Below are 14,311 nucleotides of genomic sequence, written 5' to 3'. Positions count from 1 at the left end.
AAAAACTAGTAATGCGGCGGCCGTGTAATAGGAATAGAGGGCTGTATTTGCTCTTCAACATTTAAAAAACGCTCGGTTAAACGATCGAGCTTTCTTTGCATGGCATCAATAATTTTCCATTGCTCGGTCAATGTAGTTGATAAATCATCAATCATTTTTTCCTGCTCAGTAATGCGGCATTGCAAGGCAATTATTTCTTTTTCCATGACGTGTTCCATAATAAGTGTAGTCTTATGTCAATAAAGCAAACTAGAGGCAGGACCAATTAATTTCAACGAAATCTTATAAAAAGATTTTGTGGGCGGGAGAAGAGGAGGCACCAAGAAATATGAAGTTTTTGAAGACACTTTGACAAAATTATCATGAAAATTTACGTGCACCTTGAACAGAACACCAAAACAACGGCTTAACGCTCAATCCTGTAAACCCCAATTTTTAGCTTTCCAGTGTGTATATTTCGCAGTTTATTGTGCTTTTCTCTTTCAATGAATAGACCTACCCCAATTCTCTGTCTTGCATCTACCAGCATAAAAGTGTTTTTATTGATATCAATTTAGAATGTGGTGAGCTTACATAGTTTTAAATAAGCGAGAGTTTTTACCATGATAAACACGGAAAAGTTCGTGCCAGTTAAAAATATCGAATGGTTTGAAGTATGGTTCGATGACGGACTTATGCCACCTTATATTCTACTATTAACAAAAACAAAAAATATTGATGAATATATTATTTATGATTTATTAAAGTCTCCTAAAGCTGACAGAATATTTAATTGCTATGAAGACGCATTTTTATTCCTAACTGAAGACGAATATAGCTGCGTAAAGGGACGCGAACGAATAATATAAATTCAAATTAAACGAACGCTCTAAGAGCGTGAAATGCCTTTTTTAAAAATTAAAAAACGCCCCACTATTATAATTTATATGGACCTATATTGGTGTTTTACAAAATCATTATTACAATTTTCCAAATTATTTTTTCTAAATTTATCAATATGTTCTAAAAGACAACGTTTAAATATTTAGCGCATATTGACCGCATTATCATTGTCATCAACAGATAATTTCATCTTATCAGTTTTACATTGTCTCATTTACGCAACAGTTGAATGAAACCGTCATAATTTTGCTACAAGCCCGCCACAATTAATCTTGACATATAGTCTCATGAATCGCTAGCAAATAGATAAATGAATTAGCTCAGGGGAAATAACTATGACTATAATGCCGAAGAAAAAGGATTATGCCCAGTCGCGACTGGTGAATAATATGGCTGTGCGCCTAGGATTGGCAGCAACGCTAACGTCCTTACCGCTAGTAGCGCAAGCACAAAATACTAACGCAACCAATGCAAATAGTAACAATACTAATGTTGGCGCCAATAATGGTTCTACCGTTCTTGAAACAGTAACCATCACCAGCGACACTGGCAGTATTAACACCAATAATGCACAAACTGGTTCTTCACGTATGCCAGGAAGCGTTCGCGAAGTTCCGCAAACAGTTAACACTGTTCCAGAACGCATTATGCAAGAGCAAAATGTAACAACCCTTGAGCAAGCTTTGCGTAATGTTCCCGGCATCACCGTCACCACTGGTGAAGGCAATGGCGGTATGAATGGTGACCGTTTTAGTATCCGTGGTTTTGAAACCTTGGGTGATACTTATCAGGACGGCTTGCGCGATTTCGGTGTTTATGTCCGTGACAGCTTTAACATGGAGCAAGTTCAGGTATTCAAAGGCCCTAACGGCGAGAATTTTGGCGTCGGTACAACCGGTGGTGCGATCAATACTGTTTCTAAAAAGGCTCGCCTTGGTACTTTTGGTAAAGTTGAAGGTACAGTTGGCAATGGCCCACTTTATCGCAGCACAATCGACTATAACAAGCAAATCAATGATACAACCGCTGTTCGTTTTAATTTAATGGGCAATTGGCAGAATATTGTTGACCGCAATCAGAACACATCTGATCGTTGGGGCGCAGCTGCATCAGTTGGTTTTGGTCTTGGTACAAATCAGACATGGCATTTAAACTATTACTTCCAACATAATGACCGTACCCCTGATTATGGTGTGCCATTCGTTAAAACGCCTAACGGCTACTTCTATCCTGTGACTGAATATGGTGTGCCACGCAAGAATTTTTATGGTAAGCATAGCGATCAAGACAAGTCTGACATCCATATGGTTACCTCAAATTATAGCAATGAAATCAATGATTGGTTAACAATCAAAAATGATACACGCTATACACATTTCTCACGTTGGTTTTCAACAACACCTGCTAATTGTGGCACTTCTGGTGGGCTAACAGCCGGTTGTACAGCAGCCCTCTTTGGTGCAGGTGGCAATCCAACACTCGCTATTGGTGCTGGTGGCGGTGTAAGCTATGATCAAACAAGCTGGGGCATCCAAAATGTAACGACAGCAATCGCCAAATTTGAAACAGGTGCACTTCGTCATGAAGCAGTGCTTGGTCTTGATATGATGTATCAAAAAGATGAGCGTCAGGGCTATCGCTACATTGGCAGCAAAGCAACCCATGCGCCAACCCTTTGGACCGAAAATTTTGACTCAAGCTATTATCAGCTTGTTCCAAATGCTGCCAATTACAAGGATGCTAATTCACGATCATTCGCTGTTTTCTTAAGCGACCGTGTTTGGTTCACTGAACAGCTATCGATTTTGGGCGGTGTTCGTTGGGATCATCAAAAGACCAATTACGATTTGACCGGGGCAAATGGTATCACATCTACGTCTGCTAGTGCAGATTATGCCAGTCCTAAAGTTTCACTTATTTGGGAACCAACCAAAAGCCAAAATTATTACGTAACCTATTCGGTTTCTAAGAATTTGCCAGCTGGGCAGTATATTACCTCTGACGTGAACCCTGTTTCAAGCGGCATGGCAGATTGGAAGCCTGAAAAAAGCGAGCTTTGGGAAGTTGGTGGCAAACTTGATCTTTTTGATGGCAATCTTGGTCTAACCGCTGCTGTTTTCCAGGTAACTAAGGATAATTCTATCCATTCAGATCCTGATGGTGAACTTACCTTCTCAGGTGACAAAGAACGCGTTCGCGGTTTTGAAGCTGGTTTAACTGGCAATATTACCGAGCAATGGAATGTTTATGGTTCTTATACCTATTTGTGGAGCCGTGTTCTTGATGCCGAGGAAACTGAAACTATTGGCAATAGCGTTGGTAAAGTTGCAAAAAATGCTGCAAGTATCTGGACAACTTATGATCTAGCACCTCATATCGCAAATCTTGACGGCAAATTGCTCGTTGGTGGCGGTATGACCTATCGCGATGCTATGGCAATTCGTAGCGATGGTATGGCTCGCGTTCCCCATAGCTTTACATTGGATGCACTTGTTTCCTATGAAAATGAAAAATGGAAAATCAGCGCCAATGCCTACAATCTTACCAATCGTATAAATTATGATAACTTCTTTGAAGGTCGTATTGCATCGGTTGCACGGACTATCCCTTCATCTGGCCGTTCATTCACTTTGAGTGTTGCTGCCAAGTTCTAATCATGTGATTTTGGTCAAAGGCTTTCCAACGCCATGGGCCACTTGAGCACTATGAACAATAAGCAGCTCCGATAAAATAGGGCTGCTTGACTATTCAACCTTAAAATCAAGTCTCGGCATAAATCTATGCTGGGCTTATATAGTAATGCTCCCCGCAAGACCGTAAAGGCCTTGTGGGTTTTGTGCTGTCTAAAAACAATAATTCTACTGAGCCTACATATTAAAAAGCATCATAGTTGAAATATAACCAAGAGAGAAAAAGGTGTAATATGATTGTACAAATACCCAATATTTTAACTCCTGAAGAAGTGAAGCTATGCCGCGAAAAATTGGAAGCCTCGCAATGGGTTGACGGTGCAGCAAGCGCAGGCGAGCAAGCTAAAAAGGTTAAGTTCAATCTGCAAATACCACAAGGCTCCAATGAGTCAAAAGAACTAGGCGATATTATTCTAAATGCTCTTGCCCGTGATCCAATTTTTAACTCAGTAGCCATGCCAAAACATGTCTTTCCACCATTGTTCAATCGATATGATGTTGGCATGCGTTATGGCGAACATGTGGATGGCGCATTTCGATCCGTCGCTAGTGGCGCACGCATAAGGCAAGATGTTTCAACAACAATTTTCCTAACCGAGCCTGAAGAATATGAGGGCGGCGAATTGGTGATTATTGATGGCCATAATGAAAGCCATATTAAACTGCCTGCTGGCTATGCAATCGTTTATCCAACCATTAGCTTGCACCGCGTTGAAGAAGTAACCAAGGGATCGCGCTGGGCATCATTTTTCTGGACACAATCCTTAATTCGTGATGTATTCATGCGCGATACATTGCATGAATTAGATATGAGTATTCGCAATTTACGCGCTATTTTGCCTGATGACCATGCCGATATTTTGCGCCTTGTGAATATTTATCACAACCTTTTGCGCCAAAATTCAGATCTTTAACAATAATGCCAGCCTTGGCTTTTAAATCAAGGCTGGCATAGTTACACCAATTTAAATTAAAGGTGCAATTTCATGTCGCCCATTCGCCAATGGCCTGCAAAACTGCTTAATAAAATGCTTTTGCCGCAGGGGGTGAATACGAGCAATCAAGCTAGCGCACCTCTTCCTGATGCTCATATTTTTTTATTACGCCAACCCTTACTAAAAATTAGCGACTGGGAAGCGCAGTTAAAGACCAATGAAGCAGCTCTTCATGCCATGCGTCTTGCTGAACAAGGCAAAGCAAAAGCGCAAGTTCAATTTGCCCGTATTTTACTATTAGGTCTTGGTGTTGAAAAAAATCAAACGGAAGCCTTTGCATGGTTTGGCAAAGCTGCCGCCCAAGGTAATATAGAAGCCATCAATATGTTAGGGCGCTGCTTTGAACATGGTTGGGGCATTGACCAAAATTTTAACCAAGCTGCCCATTATTTTTCAAAAGCGGCCACTCTTGGTGATGATTGGGCGATGTTTAATTTAGCTGATCTTTATCGCCGTGGTGACGGCGTTCAAAAAGATGAACAAAAGGCTTTTGAACTCTATAGCCAAGCAGCGCTAAAGAAAAACCCAAAATCTTTTAATATGCTTGGCCTTTTTTATGAAGAAGGCGCGATCATTCCCCAAGATATCAATGTTGCTAGCAATTACTTTCGCCAGGGGGCAGAACACGGCGATTGTTGGGGCTGTTTTAACCATGCCCGCATGCTTTTAGCCAACAACCAACCTGATGAGGCTTTTTCTTGGCTTGAAACATCGTTAAATCATCAAAATGACGATTATTGTCAAACCTTGGTAAAGCTCTTTGGCCATCATAGCAATTCGCAGTTACGGGCCATTGCGCAAAAGGCTGCCGCGCTAATTGCTAATAGCCAAATTGAAAAATAAGTAATAGGAAGCTAATAAAAATGACAGTCATTCCTCATGACGCAGTTTCTCTTTATGACTATGAGCGTTATTTTTGTGAAAAAATGCCTGCCGATATTCTTGGCTATATTAATGGCTATGGCGCTGATGGCATTACCTATCACAATAATCGTCATGCTTTTGATAAGCTTTCGCTTTGGCCGCGTGTGTTAAAAAGCTTAAAAAATGCCAATACCAATTGTGTATTTGGTGGTTTTTCACTATCATCACCCGTTATTATTGCTCCTATGGCCCATCATCAATTAGTTGATATTAATGGCGAAATTGCAACGGCTCAAGCTGCTTCTTTAACCAAAACGCCATTTTGTGTCAGCACACAAGCAAGTTGCAGCTTAGAAAGCGTGGCGGCAAGTGCGCCTAATTTATATTTTTTTCAGCTTTATAAGCGCAAAAATATCAATGACAATCTCGACCTTGTTGATCGCGCTCAAAATGCTGGTTATAAAGCTATTGTTTTAACCGTTGATACGCCAGTGAGCGGGGTGCGCAATTGCGAAATGCGTGCGGGGTTTCAATTGCCCAAACATATAAAATCGGTAAATCTTGCGCCCTATGGCGAGGAAGAATTCATTGCAATAAACGCAGGAAGTCCAGTTTTTCAAGGCATGCTCGATGATGCAGCCGATTGGGAGTTTTTGCAAATGCTATGCAATCATGCCCAAATACCTGTTTATGTTAAAGGAATTTTACACCCGCAAGACGCACAAATGGCAATTGATGCTGGGTGTCGTGGCATTATTGTTTCCAATCACGGGGGGCGTGCGCTTGATAGTGTACCGGCCACAATTACCGTTTTGCCATTAATTGCCAAGCAAGTAGCAGGACAAGTACCGATTTTGCTTGATGGTTCTATCCGCCGTGGCAGCGATATTGTTAAAGCGCTGGCGCTTGGTGCAAATGCAGTGCTACTTGGTCGGCCAATATTATATGGTCTTGGCGTTGCCGGCATGGTGGGAGTTGTGCATGTGCTAACTCTATTACAAACCGAACTTGAAATAGCCATGGCGCTTTGCGGTTGCGCAAGTCTTAGCGATATTAGCCGTGATATTATTTATTGCTCCCCCAATATATATTGATTTTTAAAGCTAAAAATATATAGTTTTACATGAATTTATAATTTTAGATTATATATTCTATAACGTAAATATAAAATAATATTTAATCTTTATTTTTTGTAATAAATAATTTAAAATTCATTAGAATTATGTTTTTATGTGGGATATAAGTAATGATTAAAATAAATAGTAAATTTCTTAAGAAATCTATCATTGTTACCTTGTTGCCCTTTGCATTATACGGTTGTAATTCTTTACCAGAAGCCACAGATGAGCAGCTTATCGAGTTTTTTTCTCATAATCCAATGGGCATGAATGGAAGATTTGGTGGGCCTCCGGTGATACCAATGTCAACAGTAGAATGCCTTGCCATTTTATCCAATGCAAGTTTTGATGGCTTTGAAAAACCACCAAAAGAATGGGCTGATATGATGCGTGTAGATTGTCAAGGATTTCTATTAGGCTTGGTGAATGATAAAGACATCAATGTCATTGGTTTTAAAATGAAGGATTTTGAAAGCAAGGAATTGACAGAACGTGTCTATAAGCTTCATGGAGTTAGTATTGCTGCCTCAGAGCAATACCGAGTTGAACAAAACAAAAAGCGCGAAGAACAGAGCGAAAAAGAACGGCAAGAACAAGAAAGAAAGCGCGAAATCGAAAAGCAGCGCCAACTTGCAGCGGAAAATGAAGCTAAGCAAAAAGCAATTGCCGAATTAAAACAAGCGCGCGATCAATATGCGGCCTTTGTAACTTCACTCGATACACGCTTACCGCAATTACGAGCCACTTGTAATGAACACAAAGCTTTGAGCGACGAATATCGTAAAATTGATGCGAATAAAGGGGCGATGTATAATTTGATGCGTGATGATATTTGTACAAGTAATTTTGCCAAGTTAAAATCGGAAGCAAATGAGCTTTTAAGCAAATGGAATCGCCTAAAAGTCACTGGCGATGGAACGTCTTGGCGCTTTCATAAGCCCTATTTGAACACATTAGCCGACGATAACCGGATTAATTCTGTCATGGAAAAACTGACCAAAGAAATAAATGAAATGAAAAGCAAATTGGGTCGTTAAGTATTTTATTCAATTTAAAATGCTTCAAGATCGGACACTACGAGTATCTTAAAAAACTAGCATGCAAATGGTCGTACCTTTTTGGTGTAGTTGTTATTAAGCATAGCAACTGCACCAAAATTTTATCCAAATGGCTTTGGCTTTAAAGGCTTACATAGTACCGGCATCGACTAAAACAAGCTCTGCATCTTCCAAGGCTGTGACCCTAATTGTGTCTTCATTGCTAATTGCGGCGCCATCACCGGTATTGATTGCAATCGTGTTAATTTCCACTTTGCCCTTGGCTGGAACTAGATAGCCAAAGCGGCTATTATCAGCAAAGTGATAGTCAACGCTTTCGCCCTTTTTTAATGTTGCTCCCAATACGCGGCCATTGGTACGAATAGGCAAAGCATCGCTATCACTATCAAAGCCACTTGCTAACACCACAAATTGTCCTGAACGCTCGCCCTTTGGAAAAGGCTTCGTGCCCCAAGAGGGTTTTTCACCTTTCTTGTCGGGGAAAATCCAGATCTGAAATATTTTTGTATCTTCATGTTCGCTATTATATTCTGAATGTTGGATACCCGTTCCAGCACTCATCACTTGCACATCGCCTGCAACAGTGCGACCTTTATTGCCAAGGCTATCTTCGTGAGAAATTGCCCCTTCACGCACATAGGTGATAATTTCCATATCATTATGGGGATGGGTTGGAAAACCAGTTCCAGCCGCAATTATATCATCATTCCATACCCTTAATTTGCCCCAATGCATGCGATTACGGTCATGATAATTGGCAAATGAAAAATGATGCTTGGCATTAAGCCAACCATGATTTGCGGCGCCAAGGTCTTTAAAAGGTCTATGTTCAATCATTGTCTCGTTCCTTGATAATTTCTATTTTAATGAATCAAGAATATAAGCTATGGCCTCCTAGTTGAGAATGAGCAAAGCGGAATAACAAACTTTCCAATTTTGATATCTCATTTGCAAATATTCAAAGATGCTTTATGCATGTATGTTGAGCTTAAAACAGCATTGATAGGCATGGGATCAAAGGCATGGGATCAAAGGCATGGCAACAATATTACCCGATTTAGAAGGATGGGCAATATTTGCCAAAGTTGCGGAAATGGGATCTTTTGCTAAGGCAGCCTCCGAGCTTAACCTTTCGCAAGCAACGGTTTCCAAGGCAGTTTCCCGTTTAGAAACGCGGTTAAATGTCATGTTGGTGCAACGCACATCACGGGCAATTTCTTTAACCGAGGCTGGATATGCCGCATTAGAGCGTGCCATCGCTATTCTTGAAAATGGTCATGCAGTTGAAGAAGAAATAAGCGAGCAAGCAACAAGTTTACGTGGCCGCATACGTATTTCGTTGCCAATTTCCTTTGGGGTTAAATATGTAGCACCCATCCTTGCCGATTTTTTGATGCAACACCAAGATGTTGAAATTGACGCGGATTATTCCGATAAGCAGATTGATCTTATTGAGGATAAAATCGACCTTTCTTTACGGATTGCCAATATGGTTGATTCAAGCCTTATTATTCGCAGTCTTTGTTCCGTGCGCATTCTTCTTGTTGGTTCACCAAGTTATTTTGCCAATCATGGTAAGCTCGAGCATCCGCGTGATCTTGCCAACCATAAGACATTTAAATATGCCTATAATTTTGGTAAAAAAGGTTGGAGTTTTGTTCATAAAGAGCATGGTGAATTTACCCAAATAACCAAGGCGCAAATGCAAGCTAATAATGCTGAAGCTTTAACTCCTGCTTTACTTGCTGGATTGGGTGTTGCACTCCAACCAGAATTTCTAGTTTGGGATGAGTTGCAAAATGGTAGCTTACAAACAGCATTGGATGATTGGCACATCAAGCCATTAATGCTGCATATTGTGACACCGCCAGGGCGTAAAAGACCACATCGGGTGCAAGCCCTTATTGACCATATTGCCCAAACACTAACCAAACAGCCTTGGGTTCATGCAAAAGCATAAAATTAAACGAGAATAAGCCGGTTAGAAAGTTTCAAGCGTAATTTCAACCGCCTATTAGGTAACCGCAATTGAAAGCGCTTTTTGCCAATTGTTGTTTTGTCTGTTAACAAAGATTGCAAAGGTGCATATTCACGCAAAAAATAATCAAGCGGCGCACATTCACGAACTGGGCGTAATTCATCAAATTCGTCAATCACCATCATTGGTAAATTATAAAGATCAGCCCATAGCCGCCAATCCAATAGCACATCATCATAATTATCAGAAATCAACAAAGGAATAGAAAGGCTAGGGTCTTTATGCACCAGCATCAATGCTAATAAATTATCATTTTTACCGCCCTTTAAACGATGGGCGCTCACACCGTAATAGGAGGATAGCGGAATAATTTTAATGACATTGCTATCTTGTGGTAAAGCGCTATTAGCTGCACTGTTATCTTGCTGCACAATAATAGTATTTTCGGTCAATGTGCCACAAAATACGGTATTTTGACCGTGAAAGGCAATTTTTTGTGGCAAATGGCAAGGATCCAATCGCAATTCATGCATATGCTCACTTTGTTCATTCCAGCAATCTGCCCAACGTCCTGCCATTATAACCCTCATTACTTCAACAAAAAATAGCACATTTCAACTTTGTAAATTGAAATGGCTCAAATACCCTCCCCAACAGGGTATGTATTAAAGCTTATAAAGATAAATATTATCAGGAAACTTAATGGCTAAGGTTAATCAATTATGTTTTTAATTTAAATAAATGTTTGGTTAGCAAAAAGCTAATTTTATACTATGTTAAAAAATCAGTTTTGAAACATAAAAAAGAGCCGTTGTTACGGCCCCTTTAACGTTGAAAGAACGAAAAGACTAAATGTCAAAACGCGCGGTTACCGGAACATGGTCAGATGGTTTTTCCCAGCCGCGTGCTTCTTTTTTAATATCTATAGCCTTTAAATGGCTAACCAGATCTTTTGAACCCCAAATGTGGTCAAGACGGCGGCCTCGATTAGCAGCTTGCCAATCTTTAGCGCGATAGCTCCACCAAGTGTAAAGCTTATCTTCAGGCGGAATGATTTCACGCATTAAATCGACCCAAGCACCTTGATGAAGCACTTTATTCAGCCCTTCAACCTCGATCGGCGTATGGCTAACAATTTTTAACAATTGCTTATGCGACCAAACATCGTTTTCAAGGGGAGCAATATTCAAATCACCCACTAAAATGGAAGATATACCATCATTTTCATCAGCGCGGATCGCCAACATTTCTTCTAAAAAAGCAAGCTTATGAGCAAATTTGGGGTTAATTTCAGGATCAGGTTCGTCGCCACCAGCAGGTACATAAAAATTATGCAGCCGAATTTTCTTATTACCTACTTCAAAAACCACCGATACATAACGGCGATCATCAATAGTACAGAAAAGCATTGTTTTCATATCACTCAATGGTAAGCGTGATAGAATTGCGACACCATGATAACCTTTTTGGCCACTAATTGCCATATATTCATAGCCGGCAGCCCTAAAATTTTTAGACGGAAAGGCATCATCAGGACATTTTGTTTCCTGCAAGCATAAAATATCGGGTTTTTCTTGGTTTAAAAAATCAAGCACGATATTTTCGCGCAACCGCACCGAATTAATATTCCAAGTGGTAATAGATAAGGTCATGGGGTTTAGAACGTTCCTTGCAAGTATCAGTAGGGCAGAAAAATACTGTTTTATTGATAGTTTTTTTAGGGTTAGAACCTATTATATTATAAAATCGGTAAAATAGCGCAAAACTATATAAATACAAGCATAATGTCCATTCAAGCTCTTCACAACTCGTTACAATAAGATGCTTTATATATTTTTATTTGCGTTTTTATTTTCGGTGATGATCGCCAAAACAATCACCACAAGCGGCAAGGGTTTCAATAACGCGGCAATCATGAATGGTGTGATTTTCACATTTTTCAGTCATGCGAACCAGTTCTTTTTCCAATAATTTTAACCGTTCAATGCGTTGACGCACCGCTTGCAATTGGGTCACAGCAATGTGATCGGCTTCGCCGCAGGGTTGCTCTGGATGTTTTGACAATTTAATCAACTGCCTTATTGCTTCTATCGAAAAGCCAAGCTCACGCGCATGAAGGATGAAAAGCAGGCGGTTGTAATGCTTTTCGTCATAGCGGCGTTGATTGCCGCTGGTGCGTTCTGCCTCATCTAAAAGACCAATTTTTTCATAATAGCGAATGGTTTCGATATTGCAGCCAGTGCGTTTTGCCAGTTCGCCAATAGAATTTTGCCGCATGGTCATTTTTCCTCTTGAACCTGTAGTTACTACAGGGATTACATAAGAAAGACAGGAATAAAATACCAGCCTTTAGTTGCAATGAAAGGCTAAAAAATTGGAGCTTATACCATGTCAAACAATGAATTTACGCAAAAAGGGCAAAGTGTAGACGATCAAAAGCATGACCATAATCATCACCACGATCATAATCATCACCATGACCAAGAGATCGCGCTTATTGAAGGTGACGAAAATATACCTCAACAAGGTGATATAGTTTGGGCGATTAAAGGTATGGATTGCGCTGCCTGCACAGTAAAAATCACCAATGCAATGAAAAATATGCAAGGCGTTGATAATGTCCGTGTATCATTAATGCGCGAAACCTTATCTTTGCAAATAGATGAAAGCAAAACCACCCCACAACAAATCGAAAAGACAATTGCTAGCCTTGGTTATAGTGCAAAGCCGCTAAATGACCAAAAGCAACCAAATATAACAGATGACGTTGTTTGGTGGCAAACAGCTAAAGCACGCATGGTGTTTTCAGCAATTAGCCTTGTTATTCTTGCCTATATTATTAGTTTTATTAAACCGCAATGGGCTGCGCCAGCTTTCATGGCTGCAAGCCTAATTGCCCTTTATCCAGTTGCTAGCCGCGCCTTTGCCGCCATACGCACAGGTAGTTTTTTCACCATTGAGATGTTGATTACCATCGCCGCTATTGGCGCAATTTTTATCAATGCTGCGGAGGAAGCCGCCATTGTCATTGTACTTTTTTTGATTGGCGAATTATTAGAAGGGGTTGCGGCAGGGCGTGCCCGCGCGGGCATCAAAGCATTGCATGAACTTGCTCCTAAAACTGCGTTTATTGAAACAAAAGAAGGGCTTATCGAAACATCCGTTGATGCTTTGAAAATTAACGATATTATTATTGCCCGCACTGGTGATAGGATTGCTGCCGATGGCGTGGTTCTTGATGGTATATCAAGCGTAAATGAAGCACCGATAACCGGTGAATCAATGCCAAAGACCAAAGAGCAAGGCGATAGTGTTTTTGCCGGCTCGATTAATCTTGGTGACGCCTTAAGAATCAAAGTGCTAAAAAATGCTAGCGATAATACCATTGCCCGCATTATTGAACTGGTTGAAAATGCCCAAGAAGCGAAAGCTCCAACCGAGCGCTTTATTGATAATTTTGCCCGCTATTATATGCCGATTATCGTTGGCATCGCCTTACTCACAGCATTGATACCACCGCTATTGTTTGATGGTGATTGGCAAATATGGATTTATAAAGCGCTTGCTCTCTTATTGATTGGTTGCCCATGCGCTTTGGTTATTTCCGTTCCAGCCTCGATTGCATCGGCTTTAGCAAGCGGTACCAAACGCGGATTATTGATTAAAGGCGGGCAAGTGTTAGAAACGCTTGCCAAAACAAGCATTATTGCCTTTGATAAAACTGGTACGCTCACCAATGGCATGCCAATCATTAGTAAAGTATTTGCAATCAATAATAATGCGCTTGATGGAAACGTGGGCAATATAGTTAGTATAGCAAGCGCCATGGAAAGCATATCAAGCCACCCGCTTGCACAAGCCATTGTCACTTATGCAGCAGAGCATGATATAAAGCCATGTGATTTAAGCAATGTAAGCACATTGCAAGGCAAGGGCTTAACTGCCGATTATAAAGGTAAAACACTGTTTCTTGGCGCACCACGCTTTGCCAAGGATTATGCCACCCTAACGCCATTGGTTGAAGCTGAAATTACCAAGCTAGAGGAAAATGGCAATACAACAATCGTACTTGTTGAACAAAGTGCAGTCATTGGCATTATTGCAATGCGAGATGAACCAAGAAAAGACGCAAAATCGGCAATGACCGCCTTAAAACAGCTGAAGATAAAGCCACTTATGCTAACCGGTGACAATAGCCGGACAGCAAATGCTATTAGCCAAGAGCTTGGGATGGAAGCCTATAGCGAGTTGCTACCGGAAACGAAATCGAAAATTATTGCCGATTTAAAAACCAAAGGTTTAACTGCAATGGTGGGCGATGGCATTAATGATGCACCAGCGCTTGCCTTGGCTGATACTGGTATTGCCATGGGCTCTGGCACCGATGTTGCACTAGAAACGGCAGACGCTGCTATTTTACGCAACCGTGTTAGCGATGTTGTAACCTTAATAAAAATGGCCAAAGCTACGATGCGTAACATTCACCAAAATGTTGCCATTGCGCTGGGGTTAAAAATTGTATTTTTGCTTGCTACTTTATTCTGGTTTACCGATTTATGGCTAGCCATTTTTGCTGACACCGGTGCAACTTTGCTAGTAACCTTAAATGCGCTGCGGCTCTTAGCTTGGAAAAAAGATTAAAGCTAAGGTCAAGCGTTGATTAAGCATCACCATTTATTTTAACCCAAATTTATTTAGGGCATCGGATTTATCAATTTATTAAATC

13 protein-coding genes are annotated in these 14,311 nt (G+C 40.6%); 8 read left to right on the top strand and 5 right to left on the bottom strand.

Going from position 1 to position 14,311, the window contains the following annotated elements; all coding sequences use genetic code 11:
* Positions 1–5: 5 nt before the first annotated feature.
* Positions 6–206 (bottom strand): SlyX family protein, encoded by a 201-nt coding sequence (locus H3299_RS13485; protein WP_182418146.1) that lies wholly within the window; start codon positions 204–206, stop codon positions 6–8.
* Positions 207–623: 417 nt separating this feature from the next.
* Here H3299_RS13485 and H3299_RS13480 point away from each other — a divergent pair, with 417 nt between their 5' ends.
* The 6 genes from H3299_RS13480 (at position 624) to H3299_RS13455 (ending at position 7,586) form a co-directional block, all read left to right on the top strand.
* Positions 624–848, top strand: a complete 225-nt coding sequence (locus tag H3299_RS13480) for a hypothetical protein (RefSeq protein WP_182418145.1) — start codon at positions 624–626, stop codon at positions 846–848.
* A 369-nt stretch (positions 849–1,217) separates the two neighbouring features.
* Positions 1,218–3,536, top strand: a complete 2,319-nt coding sequence (locus H3299_RS13475; protein WP_182418144.1) for a TonB-dependent siderophore receptor — start codon at positions 1,218–1,220, stop codon at positions 3,534–3,536.
* A gap of 269 nt (positions 3,537–3,805) precedes the next feature.
* Positions 3,806–4,486 (top strand): Fe2+-dependent dioxygenase, encoded by a 681-nt coding sequence (locus tag H3299_RS13470; protein WP_182418143.1) that lies wholly within the window; start codon positions 3,806–3,808, stop codon positions 4,484–4,486.
* Between the two features lie 72 nt (positions 4,487–4,558).
* Complete coding sequence (locus H3299_RS13465; RefSeq protein WP_182418142.1) at positions 4,559–5,410, top strand: tetratricopeptide repeat protein; 852 nt, start codon at positions 4,559–4,561, stop codon at positions 5,408–5,410.
* A gap of 20 nt (positions 5,411–5,430) precedes the next feature.
* The gene (locus H3299_RS13460) at positions 5,431–6,525 is read left to right on the top strand and encodes an alpha-hydroxy acid oxidase (protein ID WP_182418141.1); all 1,095 of its coding nucleotides are present in this window, start codon (positions 5,431–5,433) and stop codon (positions 6,523–6,525) included.
* Between the two features lie 152 nt (positions 6,526–6,677).
* A complete protein-coding gene (locus H3299_RS13455) occupies positions 6,678–7,586 on the top strand; it encodes a hypothetical protein (RefSeq protein ID WP_182418140.1) in 909 nt (302 codons plus the stop codon).
* A 150-nt stretch (positions 7,587–7,736) separates the two neighbouring features.
* Here the strand turns inward: H3299_RS13455 and H3299_RS13450 are convergent, their stop codons facing one another.
* Positions 7,737–8,444 (bottom strand): pirin family protein, encoded by a 708-nt coding sequence (locus H3299_RS13450; RefSeq protein WP_182418139.1) that lies wholly within the window; start codon positions 8,442–8,444, stop codon positions 7,737–7,739.
* Positions 8,445–8,643: 199 nt separating this feature from the next.
* On the opposite strand from H3299_RS13450, the gene H3299_RS13445 reads away from it, so the two are divergent.
* The gene (locus tag H3299_RS13445; protein WP_182418138.1) at positions 8,644–9,567 is read left to right on the top strand and encodes a LysR family transcriptional regulator; all 924 of its coding nucleotides are present in this window, start codon (positions 8,644–8,646) and stop codon (positions 9,565–9,567) included.
* Positions 9,568–9,569: 2 nt separating this feature from the next.
* Here the strand turns inward: H3299_RS13445 and H3299_RS13440 are convergent, their stop codons facing one another.
* The 3 genes from H3299_RS13440 to H3299_RS13430 form a co-directional block, all read right to left on the bottom strand.
* A complete protein-coding gene (locus H3299_RS13440; protein ID WP_182418137.1) occupies positions 9,570–10,163 on the bottom strand; it encodes a DUF6101 family protein in 594 nt (197 codons plus the stop codon).
* A gap of 270 nt (positions 10,164–10,433) precedes the next feature.
* On the bottom strand, positions 10,434–11,237 hold the full coding sequence (xth, locus tag H3299_RS13435; protein ID WP_182418136.1) for an exodeoxyribonuclease III: 804 nt from the start codon (positions 11,235–11,237) through the stop codon (positions 10,434–10,436).
* Between the two features lie 196 nt (positions 11,238–11,433).
* On the bottom strand, positions 11,434–11,862 hold the full coding sequence (locus tag H3299_RS13430) for a helix-turn-helix domain-containing protein (RefSeq protein WP_182418135.1): 429 nt from the start codon (positions 11,860–11,862) through the stop codon (positions 11,434–11,436).
* 111 nt (positions 11,863–11,973) lie between these two features.
* Between H3299_RS13430 and H3299_RS13425 the strand changes: the two genes are divergently transcribed.
* Positions 11,974–14,226, top strand: coding sequence for a heavy metal translocating P-type ATPase (locus H3299_RS13425; protein WP_182418134.1), 2,253 nt, complete (start codon positions 11,974–11,976; stop codon positions 14,224–14,226).
* Positions 14,227–14,311: the final 85 nt, after the last annotated feature.

The sequence above is a fragment of the Bartonella sp. HY038 genome (assembly GCF_014117425.1).
Classification (GTDB): Bacteria; Pseudomonadota; Alphaproteobacteria; order Rhizobiales; family Rhizobiaceae; genus HY038.
Note: the sequence above shows the minus strand (reverse complement) of the source record. Positions and strands in the feature narration are given on the sequence as shown.

Excerpts from the sequence above, each read along its gene's own strand:
- H3299_RS13485 (WP_182418146.1), bottom strand. The coding sequence starts at position 206 with ATGGAAAAAGAAATAATTGCCTTGCAATGCCGCATTACTGAGCAGGAA.
- H3299_RS13475 (WP_182418144.1), top strand. The coding sequence starts at position 1,218 with ATGACTATAATGCCGAAGAAAAAGGATTATGCCCAGTCGCGACTGGTG.
- H3299_RS13470 (WP_182418143.1), top strand. The coding sequence starts at position 3,806 with ATGATTGTACAAATACCCAATATTTTAACTCCTGAAGAAGTGAAGCTA.
- H3299_RS13465 (WP_182418142.1), top strand. The coding sequence starts at position 4,559 with ATGTCGCCCATTCGCCAATGGCCTGCAAAACTGCTTAATAAAATGCTT.
- H3299_RS13460 (WP_182418141.1), top strand. The coding sequence starts at position 5,431 with ATGACAGTCATTCCTCATGACGCAGTTTCTCTTTATGACTATGAGCGT.
- H3299_RS13455 (WP_182418140.1), top strand. The coding sequence starts at position 6,678 with ATGATTAAAATAAATAGTAAATTTCTTAAGAAATCTATCATTGTTACC.
- H3299_RS13450 (WP_182418139.1), bottom strand. The coding sequence starts at position 8,444 with ATGATTGAACATAGACCTTTTAAAGACCTTGGCGCCGCAAATCATGGT.
- H3299_RS13445 (WP_182418138.1), top strand. The coding sequence starts at position 8,644 with ATGGCAACAATATTACCCGATTTAGAAGGATGGGCAATATTTGCCAAA.
- H3299_RS13440 (WP_182418137.1), bottom strand. The coding sequence starts at position 10,163 with ATGGCAGGACGTTGGGCAGATTGCTGGAATGAACAAAGTGAGCATATG.
- xth (WP_182418136.1), bottom strand. The coding sequence starts at position 11,237 with ATGACCTTATCTATTACCACTTGGAATATTAATTCGGTGCGGTTGCGC.
- H3299_RS13430 (WP_182418135.1), bottom strand. The coding sequence starts at position 11,862 with ATGCGGCAAAATTCTATTGGCGAACTGGCAAAACGCACTGGCTGCAAT.
- H3299_RS13425 (WP_182418134.1), top strand. The coding sequence starts at position 11,974 with ATGTCAAACAATGAATTTACGCAAAAAGGGCAAAGTGTAGACGATCAA.